Raw genomic sequence first — 17,479 nt, forward strand, 5'->3', positions numbered from 1 at the left:
TAAAATTAAAAAAATGGTCGGAACAGTACAGAAGTCTAAACAGAATCTCTCAACCCAAATCGGGTATTATATTTCACTTTTTGGAGCCGCTCTTATCCTATTGTGGATCGGTATTTTCAAATTTACCCTAACAGAAGCTGCTGCTATAAAACCTTTGGTAGAAAACCATTTTCTTACCTTTTTCGTATATAATATTATGAGCGTGCAGGTAGTGTCAAATCTTATCGGAGTGATAGAAATTATCATTGCTTTATTACTGATATTTAGTGCGAAATTTGCATTCTTAAAACGATATGCAGGAATAGGAATGATTGTCACTTTTCTGGTAACGCTAAGTTATTTGTTTACAACGCCGGGAATGTGGAAAGTAGTGGATGGAGTGCCTGTGACAGACTTTTTTATCCTGAAAGATCTGATGCTTTTAGGATTTGGATTGATGATAGTTCAAACAAAAAATAATGAATAAAAAGCTAAATATGAAAAATATATTAATCGTACTCGGTATTATTCTGGGTATAGCAGTTTTCGCTGCCGGAACAGGGCTTTTTAAAAAGAATAAGCCTATTGAAGTAGAAGTGAAAAAAGAAAAACAGGAAATTATGGATAACAAGAATCTTAGGGAAATTTATTTTGCAGGTGGATGTTTTTGGGGAACTGAACATTTTTTTCAGCAGATCCGTGGTGTTGTAGGTACGGAAGTGGGATATGCTAACGGTAATACACAGAATCCTACGTATGAAGAAGTAGTAAGTCACACGACAGGATTTGCAGAAACAGTGAAAGTAAAATATGATCCTGAGCAGATAGATTTAAAGTTGTTGATTGATCTGTATTTTAAAACAATTGATCCCACGAGTATTGATCAACAAGGCAATGACAGAGGGAACCAATACAGAACCGGAATTTATTTTACAGATAAAAATGATGAAACTGTAGTGAAAGGGGAAGTTCAGAAACTGGCAAAAAATTATAGTAAACCAATCGTTGTAGAAACCATTCCTTTGAAAAATTTCTATAAAGCAGAAGATTATCATCAGGATTATCTGGATAAGAATCCGGGAGGATATTGCCATATTGAACCAGGACTTTTTGAAATGGCTAAAAAAGCAAACCCGCTACCAAAGGCAACTTCTTATCAAAAACAGGATAAAAAGGTTTTAAAAGAGAAACTTACGGCAGAACAATATAATGTCACCCAGGAAAATGGTACGGAAAGAGCTTTCCAGAACGAATACTGGGATGAAACCCGCGAAGGAATTTATGTAGATATTACGACAGGAGAGCCTTTGTTTGTTTCAACAGATAAATTTCAATCTGGTTGTGGATGGCCTAGTTTTTCAAAACCGATTACAAAAGGTTTAATTGATGAAAAAATGGATCGCACTCACGGAATGACAAGGGTAGAGGTAAGAAGTAAAACAGGAGATGCTCATCTAGGACATGTTTTCAACGATGGACCAGAGGATAAAGGAGGTCTTCGTTACTGCATCAACAGTGCTTCTCTGAAGTTTATCCCAAAAGCTGAAATGGAAAGTAAAGGATACGGAAAATATCTTCCGTTGTTAGATAAAAAGTAATGTGAAAGAATGGCTGCCGATTGGCAGCCATTTATTTTTAGTTGAATGTAGATCTTTGAAACCTTTCTTTAAAGCTTACTATTGAAAAATAGGATAGTATAAGAAATCCCAATAGTAGAAAATAAGCCTCTTTGGTCAGTTGGGACAGAAAGTCTTGGATGTTATCAAAAATACTAGGCTCATATAAAGAAACTGAAAGCAATGGACCATCGTCTATTACTTCTATAACATCACCACAAAGCCCGCAAGATTCTGCCAACGGATTCAGATAAGTAACAGGAACAATTAAATTTCCGGTTTTTTCCAGGTCCAAGCCATATTCGTCATGTCTTGAAATATGCATATCATTGAGAATAGAAACAAAATCTCCATAGGTATTTTCTTTCCCTAAAATAAATTCAAGACCCGTATGTTTCTCATTTCTTTGTTGTAATGCTTTCACTTCCGAAACATATACACCTGAATTTTCTTTTGCTTTACCTGCAGGAACTTCTATTTTTTTGAAATTCCAGCTTCTTAATGGCTCATGAGTATCATTATAATTGCTATTGTCTTTTTTTAATTGGGCAGGAATTCTAAAATCTATTACTGAAGTGGTTATTTCTTCAATTTTTCTGTTACCAAAATGCCAAAGCAGAACAGGAATTACTAAAGCACTGATCAAGCCTGGAAAATAATACACTCTTTTCATACCAGTTTTTTTCTATGAAATTGAAAATTTTCTTTTATACTCAACATTGAAATATTTAAAAATAATAAAAAACCAAAGATCATATAAAACGATTGTTTTGGAAGTTCTGCGGCATATTTTAATTTCCCTAAACCTCTATGTTGAATTTCTTCTTTGTAATGAACGGTTGCTGCTGAAGTTCCGCAAGAAAAATAGTTGTTTTCATCTATTTTGTTAGAATCTTTATAATAATGAACCGCAAACAAGTGACCTGTTTTTTCGAAATCAATACCATAAACTTCCTGCTTGGCTAGTTCCATAGAATTGAGTAATGTTATGAAATCCTTATAATTATTTTTATTATCAAGTACAAATTCAATTCCAGTTTCTTTCTCATTTCTTGCCTGTAATTTTTTTAATTCAGAAATATAATATTGTTGATTCTCTGAAGCTGTATTGGGAGATACAATAATCTTTTTGTAATTCCAGTTTCTTATGGGTTCAAAAGTATATTCTAAAGGAGTTTCAGGTGTAATTTTGGGAGGTATTCCCAGATCCATCACTGTATATTGAGGATGAACCCTTTGATTGCCATAATACCAGAATAGTATCGGAAGTAATATAGCACTGATGAGCCCCGGAACATAATATATTTTTTTCATCCTATTCGTTTTTGATAAAATTATAAAATAATTTAAGATTGAAGGAAGAAACATCTGTAAAAATTAAGTTCTGTTATTAAAATTCAGGTGTGTTGATGAGAATTAAGATTAAAATATTAAATTTGATAGAACTAATAGGGAATTATGAAGTTAATTGAACTCGCAGAAGAACTGAATGTCTCTGCAGAAGCCATCAAACAGTTTATACAGGATTTTGACCTTGAATTGGTAGACTGTATCAGTACAAACTTTGACGTGAAAGAAGACTTTGAGAAATTTGCCCGTGAAAATGTAGATTTTTTAAGATTGTACGAAAAAGATCTTGATAAAAATAAAACGCTTGAGCAGATTGCCAAAGTCATCAATCAGCCTAAAGATAAAGTAGAAAAAGCAATAAAGGATAATAACCTCAATATTTTCGATAACGGTTTTTTCAAGTCTTCTATTTCAAGTTATGGAATAGATAATAAACTGGGCGGAAACTATAAATTTGTCTATGACTATTTCGGACATAAAACCAGTCTTCAGCAAAGAGATTTTATTGGATACCGAGACCTGTTTTTTTATACCTCAGCAGTGTTGGAGCCTTTTCTGAACCCTCAACAGATTAAAGATTGGGGAATCAATAAACCGGCAGGAATTATATTATACGGACCTCCGGGAAGCGGGAAAATTTTCTGGGCGAATAAAATTGCGCAAATTATCGGATATCAATTTAAAGAAGTTAAAAAACACTATCTGGGAACTTCGCTGGTTGATGGTAATGAAATCAATTTCAGTGATTTTCTTATTACCGTGATGAAGGAAAATAAAATGCTGCTTTTCATGGATGATTTTGATGAAATTATGATGCAGAGAAAAGCCGAAACAGATATCGCTTCGTGTAATCTGGAAGCCCAGGAATTGATACTCCATTATATCGGGAAATTTGAAAAAGAAGGTGTTTTGATGGTCGGTTCAGCCAATTCCGTTTCGGAAATTGATGAAGAAGTTTTGGCTCCTGGAAGATTTGATGTAATGATTCCTATATTTCCACCCAATGCTTCAGAACGCTCTGAAATTATTTTATATGCAATGACAAGAGGTCTTGAAGAAGACTCCTTACTTTATAAAATTCTTAAAAATAATAAAGCAGACAAAATTCCTTTCTGGCATGATATATCTTCAAAAATGAAGGTCTTCAGTAATACGATGCTGATTGATTTTACACAAAGTTTAAAAAAACGAATCAAAAATCTTTACCAAAGAACCCGTAATGAAAAGCTGAAGATAGATCAGAAGCTTTTAAACGGAGCCTTACGTGATGCTGCAGCCAAACTTACTGAAGAATATCTTGATCAGGTAGCAAGATTTTTAGCAGATGTGATTATCAATAATTTTGATGAATTTCAATTTAGAATTCAGGCATTGCGAAACGAATTGGAAACCTATAAGGTCGTAGAAGAACCAAGACGTGCTATTGGATTTCAGCACAATGATGAGAAAGAAAAGTAGCCGAGATGCTAGGTTTGGGATGTAAATGTTTAGTTTTAGTCTATTCATTTTATTATCTCTCATCCCAAGTTTTTCATTATTATTAATTACTTATTACTAATCATTCATTACTCATGATCAGCATCTGGGAACAGGAAACATTTTATCGTAAAAGAGATATTATTATCATTGGAGCCGGATTTTCCGGACTTTGGGCTGCCATATCCATTAAAGAGAGTTATCCTGATAAATGTGTATTGATTATTGAAAGAAGTAATATCCCTTTGGGTGCCTCAACAAGAAATGCTGGTTTTGCCTGTTTTGGAAGTCTTACAGAAATAATCGCCGATTCCAAGAAAATGGGTTGGGAAAAAACCTTAGATCTTGTTAAAATGAGATTTGACGGGCTTCATAAAATCAGACGATATTTTAAAAGTAATGAAATCGATTTTGAACTCAATGAAGGTTACGAAATTCTGAATAGTGATGAACCATTATCATCTATAGAGGAAGTAAATAATAGATTAAAATCCATAACCGGACTTGATAAAACCTATTCACTTAATCAGGGGAAGATCAAAGAATTCGGATTGGGGAAATCTCAGTTTTTGATTGAAAATTCTTGTGAAGGAAGTTTGCATTCAGGGAAATTGTTGCAGAAACTTTTAGAGAAATGCCATGAGCTGAAAGTTGAGTTCTTATTTGGAACAGAAGTCAAAAATACAGAAGAGAGATCAGATGAGGTTGAAGTTTATCTTTCAGAAGACATTTCAGTTAAAACAGAAAAATTGATTTATTGCACTAATGCATTTAGTTCAAATTTTTTGAAACATGAAAATATAATTCCTGCCCGTGGACAAATCTTATTGACCGAACCTATTGAAAATTTAAAATTAAGCGGAACTTTTCATTACGATGAAGGGTTTTATTATTTCAGAAATCTGGGAAACCGTATATTATTGGGTGGAGGAAGAAATCAGGATTTTAAAACAGAAGAAACTACAGTTTTTGAAACTACAGAATATCTTCAGCAACATCTGGAAAGATTTTTGAAAGAAGTCGTTCTGCCGGATCAGGATTTTAAAATTGCCCTTCGCTGGTCAGGAATAATGGCTATGGGTGATGAAAAAACTCCTATTGTAAAGCAATTATCAGAGAAACAGTTTTGCGCTGTCAGACTTTCAGGAATGGGAGTAGCACTGGCACCGAAAATAGGTGATATAGTGAAGAAATGATAAGTAACGAATGAAAATAAATGATTTATAGTTAGGGGATTTATATTTAACATGAATTCTAAAAATTCCACTTTAAATATTGAACTTTAAACCCTCAATTCTTCGCTTTCCACTCTAAAAGAAATCCTTATTTTTGCAAAAAGAAAAAATCGTGATCAACAACGACCAGATAAAAGAAGCTCAATCGAGAATTGAAGACTTACACAGATACCTTCAGATTGAAAAAAAGAAGATAGAAATTGCCAACGATGATGAGAAAACTGCAGCTCCTGAATTTTGGGACAATCCCAAAACGGCTGAAGCATTCCTGAAACAGCTTCGTTCCAAGAAAAAATGGGTAGAAAGCTATGATGAAATTCAGACACAGTTTGAAGATTTACAGGTTTTAGTTGATTTTGCCAAAGAAGATGCGGATTCTGAAAAAGAATTGGATGAAACTTTCCCGCAGTTGTTAGAAAAAATCGAGGACCTTGAGTTCAAGAATATGCTTTCCAATGAAGGAGATGAATTGTCTGCAGTTCTTCAGATCACAGCCGGAGCCGGAGGAACAGAAAGTTGTGACTGGGCATCCATGTTGATGAGAATGTATACGATGTGGGCAGAAAAGCAAGGGTATAAGATCCGTGAACTGAACTTCCAGGAAGGTGATGTAGCAGGAGTGAAAACCGTTACTCTTGAAATAGAAGGTGAGTTTGCTTTCGGATACTTAAGGGGTGAAAACGGAGTTCATAGGCTGGTAAGAATTTCACCTTTTGATTCCAATGCTAAACGTCATACCAGCTTTGTTTCTGTATATGTTTATCCTTTGGTGGATGATACTATTGAAATTAATATCAACCCTGCTGATATATCTTTTGAAACGATGAGGTCTTCCGGAGCCGGAGGTCAGAACGTAAACAAGGTAGAAACAGCTGTACGTCTTCGTCACGCACCTACCGGAATTATCATTGAAAACTCAGAGTCTCGTTCGCAGCTTCAGAATAAGGAAAAAGCAATGCAGCTCCTTCGTTCCAGATTATACGAAATGGAATTGGAAGAGCGTATGAAGGCAAGAAATGAGATTGAAGCAAACAAAATGAAGATCGAGTGGGGAAGCCAGATCAGAAACTATGTGATGCACCCTTACAAATTGGTAAAAGATGTACGCTCAGGTCATGAAACCTCAGATGTGGATGCTGTAATGAACGGAAACATTACTCCTTTCCTTAAAGCTTTCTTAATGGCTGATGGGACCGCGGTTTCCGATGATGACCTTGACCTATAAATATCATGTGAAATTTTAGTTAAAATCTTATAATTAATTTTTGTTTCAGATATTTTAGACCTACTTTTGTTGTTCATCGATATATATGGAAGATTTCAATAGCTGGAAGGATTTATTAAACCCGGAGTTTTATATTAAAATGGGAGGGTTTTGGCTTATTTTATTTATTGTTTTTGCTGAAACAGGTCTTTTTGTAGGATTTTTTCTACCTGGAGATTCACTACTGTTCGTTTCAGGGATTTATGCCGTTGAAATCATCAAAGAGACTTTTGGGTCTACAGGCAGTGATTTCTTAGACACAACTCTTTTGGCTACCGGAGTAGCACTTGCAGCAATTATAGGAAATGAAGTAGGGTATTACTTTGGAAGAAAAACAGGACCTTCTTTGTATAAAAGACCGGATTCAATGCTTTTCAAGAAGAAGTATCTTTATCAGGCACATGATTTCTTTGAAAAACACGGTGCACTGGCAATCATTATGGCAAGATTCTTACCGGTTGTAAGAACTTTTACTCCTATTGTTGCCGGAATTGTAAAGATGGATAAAAGAGAATTCCTTAGAGATAATGTTATTGGGGCAGTTCTATGGTCGTTTATTTTGATCTTTGCTGGACATTACCTGGATAAATTATTTATGGATCAGTTTGGAATCAATCTGAAAGAAAAACTGGAATATATTATCATCGTTATTGTATTGGTGACAACACTTCCGGTGATTATCAAATTTATGGTTGGTAAGAAAGAAGATTTCTCGAAATATGAGAATAAAGATTTTGAATAAAATTTCAATATAAAAATACACGAGGCTGTTTCAATTTTTGAGACAGCCTTTTTTAAGCGCTATAAATACACAAAAAAGAATTCGTGGTAAACTTTCCCTTAAACTAATTTTAAGAGTTTAGATAGGCTTAATTTTTAATCCAATTCAGAATATTAGGATAAATTATACTGTCTCTTTTTCTTTTACTGAAAAACCTTGGAACGTGTCCGGTTCTCTCCATGAAAATGAATTTATGAGGGACATTCATTTTTGTAAGAGCAGAATCCATGGCTTTTCCCTGATGTTGATTAACCAGAAAGTCATTATTTCCCTGAAATAATAGAGTAGGAACATTGGTAATATTTGCAATAGGACTGGCTTCTTTGAAGGCTTCGGAAAGATCTTTACGTTCAAATTTTGTTCCTACAACCTTTTGAAAAGTAGGAGAGGTGTATTGAGAATAGAAAGATTTCAGATACTCAGTGCTATAAAAATCTGTAGGACCGCTTAATGAAATAATTTTCTTGATCTGGTCAGGATTTTGGTATCCATAGAGCAAAGCAAGGTGTCCGCCAGCACTTTCCCCAAGAAGAATATAATTATTCGGTTGTAGTTCTGCTTTTTCTGCTAAAGAATTAAACTTTTGAATGGCAGAACCGATATCTTCAAGCTGTTGTTTGTAGGTGATTTTTTTTCGATGAGAAACTAACCGGTAATTCATATTGATACTGGGAATTTTATTCTCAAACAACATTTTCTGGATCTGAATCATATGTTCTTTCTTTCCCATCGTCCAAGCTCCACCGTGAACAATGAGAACAACAGGAGAATCCTCGGCATAATCTTTAGGAAGAAAAACATCCATTTTTTGTCTTTTATGTTCTCCGTATTTCAGATTATATATTTTTTGCTGACCATCAGGACCTACCCATACTCTGAACTTTGTATTACAGGACTGCAGCAGGAAACTGATGCATCCCATAATGAATAAATGGTATCTGAGAATGAGCCTTTTCATATATTAAAATTACAGAAAAAAGAGCAGCAAAAGTAGTAAAAAGATATGATTTGCATGAGTTTTTGTATTGCTTTTCAGGATGTTAATTTTAGTTTTATTATCTTTTCATGTATTTGATATAAAACAGCTTGTAAATAGAATTAAATATTTATTTTTGCTGAACTTAACAAAGATTAAAAAATTATTAAAATATGGCATCAGGCTTTTTTGCAATTTTGGATGATATTGCAGCATTGATGGATGATGTAGCAGTTACCAGTAAAATAGCTACACAAAAAACAGCAGGTATTTTGGGAGATGATCTGGCTGTAAATGCAGAAAAAGCCACTGGCTTTCTTTCTTCCAGAGAAATTCCTGTATTATGGGCAATTACTAAAGGGTCGTTTATCAATAAACTGATTATTCTTCCTATCGTTTTTTTACTCAATTGGTTGTATGCTCCGGCTATTAATTATGTGTTGATCCTTGGAGGATTTTATCTTGCCTTTGAAGGAGTGGAAAAAATAATAGAATTTCTTTTTCATCGTGACAAAAAAGGGCATGAAGTTATAGAGGAGATTGTAGAAGAAAAAAGTTCAGAAGAAATAGAAAAACAGAAAGTAAAATCGGCAATTACAACAGATTTTATTTTATCAATCGAGATCGTTATTATTGCTTTAGGAACCGTATTGGAAGAAAGCCATCCTTTCATTACACAGATTTTAGTAACGAGCTTGGTTGCATTTATTGCGACTGTTGGAGTTTATGGAATTGTAGCTCTTATTGTAAGAATGGATGATGCAGGGTTTAAATTAATAAAGAAAAGTAACGATAAAGGTTTTTTTGGAAAGCTTGGGCACATTTTAGTGAAAGCTTTACCTATTGTTATTAAAATATTAGGAGTTGTAGGAACAATTGCCTTAATAATGGTTGCTGGTGAAATTTTTCTACATAGAATAGAATTTTTTCATGGATTACTTCCAACTTGGCCGGATATTTTGAAAAAGCTTATGCTTGGAATTGTTGGCGGATTGGCAGCGGTTGCTGTCTTCACTTTAGGAAAAGGAATCTATTCTTTAGCGACAAAAAAATAAAACAGAATTATAATTAAATAACCAAAAAAATCCTGTATTCGTGAGAGTACAGGATTTTTTATGGTCTGGCTTAAAGATCATTTTGAAACTTTAAACAAAAAAAAGAGACTTTTTTACAAGTCTCTTTTTTATATTAATTGAATAAATCTTTTACTTTATCAAAAAAAGTTTTTTCCTTTCCGGATGGTTCTGCAACCATTTCTCCGCTGGACATCTGCTTTTCAAAGAAGTCTTTTTGCTCCTTAGTAAGCTTTTGAGGTGTCCATACATTGATATGAATAAACATGTCTCCTTTACCGTAGCTGTCGATGCTTGGAAGACCTTTTCCTGCTAATCTTAAAATCTTTCCGGATTGTGTTCCAGGGTCAACAGTGATCTTTACTTTTCCACCAACGGTAGGAATTTCTTTTTTAGTACCTAAAGCAGCTTCAGCAAATGATACATACAATTCCTGGTGAAGGTTATCTCCCTCTCTCTTGATGGTCTGATCTACTTCCTCTTCAATGATTACTAATAAATCACCCGGAGTTCCGCCGAATGGAGCATCATTTCCTTTTCCTCTTACATTAAGCTGGATTCCATCTCTTGCTCCTGCAGGAATATTGATTGTGATTTCCTCCTCATCTTTTACAAGACCCTGAGCATTTGCTCCGGCAGGAATTTTATCAGCAACTTTTCCGATTCCCTGACAAGTACTACAAGTTGTTTGAGTCTGCATCTGACCAAACATCGTGTTCATTACTTTAAGCTGAACACCGGAACCATTACAGGTAGGGCATGTTTTTGAAGTGGCACCTTCCGCCATCTTCATTTTTTTAACTTTAATGGTTTTGTGAGTTCCGTTTACCATTTCCTCAAGGTTCAGCTTGATTCTGATTCTTAAATTAGAACCTTTTACCTGCTGACGACCACCGCCGCCACCGCCGAATCCTCCGAAACCACCACCGAAAATATCTCCAAACTGGCTGAAAATATCCTCCATATTCATTCCGCCTCCGAAGCCTCCGCCTCCGAAACCTCCGTTACCACTCATTCCGGCATGACCGAATTGATCGTATCTGGCACGTTTCTGATCGTCGCTTAATACTTCGTAAGCTTCAGCAGCTTCTTTAAATTTTTCCTCAGCCTCTTTATCCCCTGGATTTTTATCCGGGTGGAATTTGATAGCCATTTTACGGTATGCTTTCTTTATTTCGTCGGCTGATGCAGATTTGCTGATCTCAAGAACCTCGTAATAATCTCTTTTTGACATGACAATTTAATAATTGATTATTGATAAATGATAAAAGATATTTAAAGCTAATAAGTGAAATATTCATCCATTATCACTCATCATTTATCATTTATGAATTTTAGTTACCTGTTACTACTTTTGCAAAACGGATTACCTTGTCGCTCAAAGTATAACCTGTTTCAATAACATCTACGATTTTCCCTTTAAGATCCTCAGATGGAGCAGGAATTTGGGTAATAGCTTCATGGAAGTCTACATTGAAGCTGTCACCAGCCTTCACTTCCATTGCCTTTAATCCTTTTTCGGTAAGTTTATTTTTGAATTTCTGATAGATAAGTTCTACACCCTGAAGATCAGCCGGATTTCCGTTTTTAGCGATTTCTTTTAATGCTCTTTCGAAATCATCTAAAACTCCCAACATAGATACCATCATATCCTGATTGGCATATTGGAAGAATTCCATTTTTTCTTTTGATGTTCTTTTTTTATAGTTTTCGAATTCAGCATATAATCTGATGTAACGGTCTTTCTCTTCTGCCAAAAGTTCCTCAGCAGTAGGAGTAGCTGTCACATTGTCCTGAGACGTTGCCTCATTCTGAACATTGTTATCTTCTTGATTATTGATGCTTTCTTCGTTAATATCCTGATTTTCCATAATTCAATATTTATTTACAGGAATGTTTCGCAAAGACTCTGCCAAAGGAAAAAACAGGACATTAAGGCAGAAAATAGTTATGGATAGATAAGTAGGAATGTCCTATGGAGAGTGCAGAAATTCTAATATTTTTTGACAGAGTGGTTAAATAATTTTGTACGCTTGGTTTGAAAATGAGGTCTAAAACCTATAAGGTTTAAATTTATAATCATTAATGATATTCCTATTCCCCAGTAAAAGTCTGATACAGCAAATACAGATTTAAAACAATAATAATTACCGAAATAATCCACACACAAACTTTCAGGAAAGGTTTGTTTACAAATTCTCCCATCTTAGCTTTATCATTGGTAAACATGACCAGCGGAACTACAGCAAAGCTTAATTGCATAGACAAAATTACTTGGCTTAATACCAATAATTCTGTAGTTCCCTGTTCACCATAGAGAATAGCCACAATAAGAGCTGGAATAACAGCTATAAGTCTTGTTATCAATCTTCGTAACCAGGGTTTTAATTTAATATTTAAAAAGCCTTCCATTACAATCTGTCCGGCAAGAGTTCCTGTAAGCGTTGAATTCTGTCCTGAAGCCAATAGAGCAATTGCAAATGCAATACTTGCCATCGACGCTCCTAGAATAGGGGTAAGCATCTTGTAAGCATCATGAATATCTGCTACATGTTCATTTCCTGTAGTGTGGAACGTTGCGGCAGCCAGAATTAAAATCGCAGCATTGATAAAAAAGGCAAGCATCAGGGATACGGTGCTGTCCAGAGTTGCGAACTTAATAGCTTCTTTTTTTCCTTCCGTATCACGGGTGTAGTCTCTTGTCTGTACAATACTACTGTGAAGGTATAAATTATGCGGCATTACGGTAGCTCCCAGAATACCAATGGCAATATATAACATTGCAGGATTTTGTATGATTTCTTTTTGAGGAACCAATCCACCCAGAATTTCATTAAAAGCAGGTTTTGAGATCACAATTTCATAAACAAAACAAGCCAGAATGATAAAAATAAGTCCTCCAACGATACTTTCGATCCATCGGAATCCTTTTGCCTGAAGTAAGAGAATGATCAATACATCTACGGTTGTGATCACAATTCCCCATGTCAATGGAATATGAAAGAGGAGGTTCAGTGCAATGGCGGAACCAATAACCTCGGCAAGATCACAGGCGGCAATGGCTATTTCACAGAATATCCAGAGAATAAAGTTGGTAGTAGGGCTAAAGTGGTCTCTACAAGCTTGCGCAAGATCTCTTTCTGCAACTACTCCAAGTTTAACGGATAAATGTTGCAGGACCATTGCGAAAATATTAGAAATAAGAATCACGGAAAGCAATGTATATCCGAATTGAGCTCCTCCGGCAATATCTGTTGCCCAGTTTCCAGGATCCATATATCCCACGGCGATCATAAGTCCAGGACCTGCAAATGCAAGATATTTTCTCCAGAAATTAGCCTTTTTAGGGACTTTTATGGAAGAATAAACTTCTGATAAAGAGTGTGATGTTTTATCTTTTCGCCAAGCGCTTTTTATATTGAAATTCATAATTGTTAGAAATGACTAACAAATTTAATTAAATAAATGTAAACACAAAAATCAAGGGCATAAAAAATCCCGGAAATGACTTCCCGGGATTTAATTTTTATTGATTCTAAAGATTATTTTGCAAATCTTACAGACATTTTTCTGTCAGCAGCTCTTTCAGCATCAGAAGCTTTTGCATCTACTTTAGCAAATTTGCTTCCGTACCCTTCAGCTCCAAGAACCTGAGCTCCAACTCCTGCTTTACCTAAAGCAGCTTTGATATAATCAGCTCTTGCCTGAGATAATTTTACATTAGAAGCTTCATTTCCTGTTTTATCAGTGTAACCACCGATTTTAATTTTTGAATCAGGGAAAGCTTTAAGGATAGCCACAAGGTTATCCAACTGTCCTTGTGATCCTGCTTCCAATTCAGTAGAACTTCCCATTTTGAAGTTTACGTGATCGAAGTCGTACCACTTATCTTTCAATGCTGCATCATCTGCTGCACTTTTGTAACCGTCAGATTTCAGGAATGAAATCATCTGATCTTCCATACCACCTTTGTAACCTTTTAACATTACTCCGTTAAGATCAATGTTTTCATCAGTTTTAGCTGCTGGTGTTGCAGTGGTAGCTGGTGTGGATGTAGTTGCAGATGCTGTATCTGTAGATGTTCCTGTAGAATCTGTAGAAGAAGACATTGTAGTAGTCGTCTCTTTTTTCTCACATTGCTTCCATAGGAAATATCCTGCAGCAATTAATAATAAAAGCGGAAGCAACCATTTCCAGATTGAACCTCCGCCTTGATTATCATTGTTATTGTTAAATTGTTCTCTTACTTCTCTAGCTCCTTCACTTACATTTTCTCTTGCCGTAGCAACACCTTCAGCGATGTTATCTTTAGCAGTAGATGTTACTGAAGAAACTGTTTCTTTAGCCTGTCCAAACCAATTTTCAGCTCCTAATCCAAATGAAGCTAAAGAAAGACCTGCCGGCAATAAAGAAGAAATAATGCCTTTCTGATCATTCAGTAAGCTGGAAATACCTGAAGCACCCAAATTATTGTCTGCCGCATATTTTCCAACAGTACCTACTGTAGCCCCGGTAACCAAGTTTAACAATGAACCTGCAGATGTATTGCTGATTCCTGAAAAACTGGCAATGGAATTCACTAATCCGCCAACCTTATCTCCAAAAAGTGAAGATAATAAAGAGGTAATAATAGGGTTACTAGATGATCCACCTAATAAGTTCCCTAAGATCCCACTGGAAGAGGCTTTTGTAATGGCATCCACAACACCAGGGTTGTCTGCGTTATTGGCTAATCCACCTACTACTGCAGGTAACAAGCCACCAATTGCTTTTGAAATTCCTGATTCGCTTTCTCCAAACTGTGATGCAGCCTGTGAAACCAAAGCGGGACCTAATTGCCCTTTAATTAAATCAATGACATTTAAAGACATAATAAATTTTTTTAGATTAATGTTGAGATAAATTTAAACAAAAATCCGTCTAAATGTCATTTTTTTTTGAATTATTCTCTAAAAATTAACAAAAATTTTTGAAATTGTTAATTTTTTTAATACGCTTTTGCGAATAATACACGTCTCTTAGATGGTTTTCCTGAAATTAAAGAAACACCTTCTTCTATATCATCATCCAAAGGAATACATCTGATCGTAGCCTTAGTTTCATCTTTGATTTGTTCCTCCTCTTCAGCAGTACCATCCCAATGAGCGTAAATAAATCCTCCTTTTTCTTCTAATACAGTTTTGAATTCTTCGTAAGTATCTACTTTAGTGATGTTATTTTTTCTGAATTCAAATGCTTTGTTATAAATATCCTGCTGGATTGTCTTCAATAATTCTTCAATGTAAGTATCCAGACCTTCAATAGAACGAACTTCTTTCGTAAGGTTGTCTCTTCTTGCAATTTCTACAGACTTGTTTTCAAGATCTCTTGGTCCCATTGCAATTCTTACAGGAACTCCTTTCAATTCGTATTCAGCGAATTTCCAACCTGGTTTGTTCTGAGTATCGTTGTCAAACTTCACTGAAATACCTTTAGCTTTCAATTTAGCCTGAATATCTAATGCTACTTCACTGATCTGTGCCAGTTGCTCTTCTCCTTTGAAAATAGGAACAATCACAACCTGGATTGGTGCCAATGTCGGAGGCAATACCAAACCGAAATCATCAGAGTGTGTCATAATCAAAGCTCCCATCAAACGGGTAGAGGTTCCCCAAGAGGTAGCCCATGCATGCTCTATTTTTCCTTCCTTGTTGGTGAATTTTACATCAAATGCTTTTGCGAAATTCTGCCCTAAGAAGTGAGATGTTCCTGCCTGAAGCGCTTTTCCATCTTGCATTAAAGCTTCAATACAGTACGTTTCATCAGCTCCTGCAAATCTTTCAGAAGGTGTTTTTAACCCTTGAACTACAGGCATTGCCATAAAGTTCTCTGCAAAATCAGCATATACTTTGTTCATTTTTTCAGCTTCTTCCACAGCTTCATCTTTTGTAGCATGAGCCGTATGACCTTCCTGCCATAAGAATTCTGCCGTTCTAAGGAATAGGCGGGTTCTCATTTCCCAACGTACAACGTTTGCCCATTGGTTGATAAGGATAGGTAAATCTCTGTAAGACTGAATCCAGTTTTTATAAGTATTCCAGATAATTGCTTCTGAAGTAGGGCGTACAATCAATTCTTCTTCAAGCTTTGCATCCGGGTCTACAATTAGTTTTGAAGGGTTGTCTGGGTCTGTTTTTAACCTGTAATGGGTAACTACAGCACATTCCTTTGCGAAACCTTCTGCATTTTTTTCCTCAGCCTCAAATAAGCTCTTGGGCACAAAAAGCGGGAAATATGCGTTCACGTGACCTGTTTCTTTGAACTTTTTATCCATTTCATCACGCATTTTTTCCCAGATTGCATAGCCATATGGTTTGATTACCATACATCCACGCACACCTGAGTTTTCAGCTAAATCAGCTTTTACAACCAGCTCATTATACCACTTGCTGTAATCTTCGCTTCTTGAGGTTAGTTTTGCCATTATCTTTTAAAATTTTTTTAACTTTTGCACATTATTGTTATCTAAAAATAAAAATCTATTTTTGATAGATTTTTTAATCAGTATTGGTACATTTTTGGTACAGATTGCAAATATAATTTAAATTAAAAATTTTTACGTTATCATGAAAAGAAATATACATAAAAATTTACTTGGTCTGTTAAAATCTAAAGGGGTTTTGGCAGTAGCAGGTGGATTATTGCTTATGTCTTGTGGTGCTCAGATGGGAGGGTATAGCGAGACGGACGGGGTATATTATGACCCTAATAAGGATACGCTGCCCGAAGGAGTTATCATTAATGGTAGCGGAAACAGAGTAGGAGAATATTACGACTACTATGAGGATTCTAATCTGATTCAGAATGCAGAGATCAATTCCAGAGATCAGCAAAACAGATATAACGACTGGAGCGGAACAAATACCAATTGGGGATCTGCTACAAATTCTGATTGGGGATTGTATGCCGGTTCTCAAACGAATTATTATGACAACTCGTGGGGATATGGATCTCCTTGGGGCTGGTACGGTGGTTATAGCCCATATTGGGGTTGGAACCGTGGCTGGGGCTGGGGTGCAAGTATGTCCTGGGGTTGGGGCGGATCATTCGGCTGGGGCTGGGGAGGCTCTATTGGATGGGGAAGCCCATACTGGGGATACGGATATTCTCCTTACTGGGGCGGATATTATGATCCATTCTGGGGTGGATACTATGGTAGCCCATATTGGGGCTATGGAGGTGGTTATTATAACAGACCTTACAGAAGAAGTGGTACAGACAGAGGCTTCCGTAATACGGGTATAAACAATGCAGTGTATGGAACGAATACAGCTAGAAACAATAACGGATTCCGAAATACAAGTACAGGAGGATTCAGAAACTCTACTTCCAACGGAGGATTCAGAAATGGAAATTCTGAAGGATTTAGAAATACCAATTCTGGTGGATTCAGAAATTCTACTTCAAGCGGTGGGTTCCGTAATGGAAATTCCGGAGGATTCAGATCTGGAGATTCTGGTGGATTCCGTAATTCTACGCCTCAACAAAGACCTAATTATCAACAATCACAACCAAGATACAATAACGGTGGTTTCAGATCTAATGATTCAGGTGGTTTCAGATCTGGTGGTGGTTTCAATTCCGGCGGCGGTGGCGGCGGATTTAGAAGCGGCGGTTCATCAGGTGGTGGTGGCGGATTCAGATCCGGTGGTTTCAGATAATTTTCAACTTCATAAACTATTAAAAAAAT

At 35.9% G+C, this 17,479-nt stretch carries 16 protein-coding genes; 8 read left to right on the forward strand and 8 right to left on the reverse strand.

All coding sequences use genetic code 11. The features are described from left to right. The first annotated feature begins 13 nt into the window (after nucleotides 1-13). Nucleotides 14-466, forward strand: coding sequence for a DUF417 family protein (locus BW983_RS15625; protein WP_076552825.1), 453 nt, complete (start codon nucleotides 14-16; stop codon nucleotides 464-466). Nucleotides 467-476: 10 nt separating this feature from the next. Continuing rightward, nucleotides 477-1,577, forward strand: a complete 1,101-nt coding sequence (gene msrB / locus BW983_RS15630; RefSeq protein WP_084184535.1) for a peptide-methionine (R)-S-oxide reductase MsrB — start codon at nucleotides 477-479, stop codon at nucleotides 1,575-1,577. 37 nt (nucleotides 1,578-1,614) lie between these two features. Here the strand turns inward: msrB and BW983_RS15635 are convergent, their stop codons facing one another. Both BW983_RS15635 and BW983_RS15640 read right to left on the reverse strand, forming a co-directional pair. Next, nucleotides 1,615-2,268 (reverse strand): hypothetical protein, encoded by a 654-nt coding sequence (locus tag BW983_RS15635; protein ID WP_076552827.1) that lies wholly within the window; start codon nucleotides 2,266-2,268, stop codon nucleotides 1,615-1,617. Continuing rightward, nucleotides 2,265-2,909 carry a hypothetical protein gene (locus BW983_RS15640; RefSeq protein WP_076552904.1) on the reverse strand — a complete coding sequence of 215 codons (645 nt, stop codon included), beginning with the start codon at nucleotides 2,907-2,909 and terminating at the stop codon, nucleotides 2,265-2,267. The genes BW983_RS15635 and BW983_RS15640 overlap by 4 nt, the downstream gene beginning before the upstream one ends. Nucleotides 2,910-3,053: 144 nt before the next feature. Between BW983_RS15640 and BW983_RS15645 the strand changes: the two genes are divergently transcribed. The 4 genes from BW983_RS15645 (at nucleotide 3,054) to BW983_RS15660 (ending at nucleotide 7,662) form a co-directional block, all read left to right on the forward strand. Further along, nucleotides 3,054-4,403, forward strand: a complete 1,350-nt coding sequence (locus tag BW983_RS15645) for an ATP-binding protein (RefSeq protein ID WP_076552828.1) — start codon at nucleotides 3,054-3,056, stop codon at nucleotides 4,401-4,403. A gap of 113 nt (nucleotides 4,404-4,516) precedes the next feature. Continuing rightward, a complete protein-coding gene (locus BW983_RS15650; RefSeq protein ID WP_076552829.1) occupies nucleotides 4,517-5,617 on the forward strand; it encodes an NAD(P)/FAD-dependent oxidoreductase in 1,101 nt (366 codons plus the stop codon). A 151-nt stretch (nucleotides 5,618-5,768) separates the two neighbouring features. Next, nucleotides 5,769-6,881, forward strand: a complete 1,113-nt coding sequence (prfB, locus tag BW983_RS15655) for a peptide chain release factor 2 (RefSeq protein WP_076552830.1) — start codon at nucleotides 5,769-5,771, stop codon at nucleotides 6,879-6,881. Nucleotides 6,882-6,966: 85 nt separating this feature from the next. Then, complete coding sequence (locus BW983_RS15660; protein WP_076552831.1) at nucleotides 6,967-7,662, forward strand: DedA family protein; 696 nt, start codon at nucleotides 6,967-6,969, stop codon at nucleotides 7,660-7,662. A gap of 127 nt (nucleotides 7,663-7,789) precedes the next feature. Here BW983_RS15660 and BW983_RS15665 read toward each other — a convergent pair whose 3' ends face one another. After that, nucleotides 7,790-8,659: an alpha/beta hydrolase gene (locus tag BW983_RS15665; protein ID WP_076552832.1), complete on the reverse strand. Its 870-nt coding sequence runs from the start codon at nucleotides 8,657-8,659 to the stop codon at nucleotides 7,790-7,792. Between the two features lie 191 nt (nucleotides 8,660-8,850). Between BW983_RS15665 and BW983_RS15670 the strand changes: the two genes are divergently transcribed. Further along, on the forward strand, nucleotides 8,851-9,732 hold the full coding sequence (locus tag BW983_RS15670) for a DUF808 family protein (RefSeq protein ID WP_076552833.1): 882 nt from the start codon (nucleotides 8,851-8,853) through the stop codon (nucleotides 9,730-9,732). A gap of 133 nt (nucleotides 9,733-9,865) precedes the next feature. Here the strand turns inward: BW983_RS15670 and dnaJ are convergent, their stop codons facing one another. From dnaJ to proS, 5 genes are all read right to left on the reverse strand, one after another. Continuing rightward, complete coding sequence (gene dnaJ / locus BW983_RS15675) at nucleotides 9,866-10,984, reverse strand: molecular chaperone DnaJ (protein ID WP_076552834.1); 1,119 nt, start codon at nucleotides 10,982-10,984, stop codon at nucleotides 9,866-9,868. 100 nt (nucleotides 10,985-11,084) lie between these two features. After that, complete coding sequence (locus BW983_RS15680; RefSeq protein WP_076552835.1) at nucleotides 11,085-11,621, reverse strand: nucleotide exchange factor GrpE; 537 nt, start codon at nucleotides 11,619-11,621, stop codon at nucleotides 11,085-11,087. Between the two features lie 223 nt (nucleotides 11,622-11,844). Further along, nucleotides 11,845-13,179, reverse strand: coding sequence for an Nramp family divalent metal transporter (locus BW983_RS15685; RefSeq protein ID WP_076552836.1), 1,335 nt, complete (start codon nucleotides 13,177-13,179; stop codon nucleotides 11,845-11,847). A 113-nt stretch (nucleotides 13,180-13,292) separates the two neighbouring features. After that, nucleotides 13,293-14,621: an OmpA family protein gene (locus BW983_RS15690; protein WP_076552837.1), complete on the reverse strand. Its 1,329-nt coding sequence runs from the start codon at nucleotides 14,619-14,621 to the stop codon at nucleotides 13,293-13,295. 116 nt (nucleotides 14,622-14,737) lie between these two features. Further along, nucleotides 14,738-16,213 (reverse strand): proline--tRNA ligase, encoded by a 1,476-nt coding sequence (proS, locus tag BW983_RS15695; protein WP_076552838.1) that lies wholly within the window; start codon nucleotides 16,211-16,213, stop codon nucleotides 14,738-14,740. Between the two features lie 142 nt (nucleotides 16,214-16,355). Between proS and BW983_RS24535 the strand changes: the two genes are divergently transcribed. Continuing rightward, on the forward strand, nucleotides 16,356-17,450 hold the full coding sequence (locus BW983_RS24535; RefSeq protein WP_076552839.1) for a prolyl-tRNA synthetase: 1,095 nt from the start codon (nucleotides 16,356-16,358) through the stop codon (nucleotides 17,448-17,450). Nucleotides 17,451-17,479: the final 29 nt, after the last annotated feature.

Source organism: Chryseobacterium ureilyticum (genome assembly GCF_900156735.1).
Classification (GTDB): domain Bacteria; phylum Bacteroidota; class Bacteroidia; order Flavobacteriales; family Weeksellaceae; genus Chryseobacterium; species Chryseobacterium ureilyticum.

Excerpts from the sequence above, each read along its gene's own strand:
- BW983_RS15660 (WP_076552831.1), top strand. The coding sequence starts at position 6,967 with ATGGAAGATTTCAATAGCTGGAAGGATTTATTAAACCCGGAGTTTTAT.
- proS (WP_076552838.1), bottom strand. The coding sequence starts at position 16,213 with ATGGCAAAACTAACCTCAAGAAGCGAAGATTACAGCAAGTGGTATAAT.
- BW983_RS24535 (WP_076552839.1), top strand. The coding sequence starts at position 16,356 with ATGAAAAGAAATATACATAAAAATTTACTTGGTCTGTTAAAATCTAAA.
- BW983_RS15685 (WP_076552836.1), bottom strand. The coding sequence starts at position 13,179 with ATGAATTTCAATATAAAAAGCGCTTGGCGAAAAGATAAAACATCACAC.
- msrB (WP_084184535.1), top strand. The coding sequence starts at position 477 with ATGAAAAATATATTAATCGTACTCGGTATTATTCTGGGTATAGCAGTT.
- BW983_RS15680 (WP_076552835.1), bottom strand. The coding sequence starts at position 11,621 with ATGGAAAATCAGGATATTAACGAAGAAAGCATCAATAATCAAGAAGAT.
- BW983_RS15650 (WP_076552829.1), top strand. The coding sequence starts at position 4,517 with ATGATCAGCATCTGGGAACAGGAAACATTTTATCGTAAAAGAGATATT.
- BW983_RS15670 (WP_076552833.1), top strand. The coding sequence starts at position 8,851 with ATGGCATCAGGCTTTTTTGCAATTTTGGATGATATTGCAGCATTGATG.
- BW983_RS15690 (WP_076552837.1), bottom strand. The coding sequence starts at position 14,621 with ATGTCTTTAAATGTCATTGATTTAATTAAAGGGCAATTAGGTCCCGCT.
- dnaJ (WP_076552834.1), bottom strand. The coding sequence starts at position 10,984 with ATGTCAAAAAGAGATTATTACGAGGTTCTTGAGATCAGCAAATCTGCA.
- BW983_RS15625 (WP_076552825.1), top strand. The coding sequence starts at position 14 with ATGGTCGGAACAGTACAGAAGTCTAAACAGAATCTCTCAACCCAAATC.
- BW983_RS15645 (WP_076552828.1), top strand. The coding sequence starts at position 3,054 with ATGAAGTTAATTGAACTCGCAGAAGAACTGAATGTCTCTGCAGAAGCC.
- BW983_RS15640 (WP_076552904.1), bottom strand. The coding sequence starts at position 2,909 with ATGAAAAAAATATATTATGTTCCGGGGCTCATCAGTGCTATATTACTT.
- BW983_RS15635 (WP_076552827.1), bottom strand. The coding sequence starts at position 2,268 with ATGAAAAGAGTGTATTATTTTCCAGGCTTGATCAGTGCTTTAGTAATT.
- BW983_RS15665 (WP_076552832.1), bottom strand. The coding sequence starts at position 8,659 with ATGAAAAGGCTCATTCTCAGATACCATTTATTCATTATGGGATGCATC.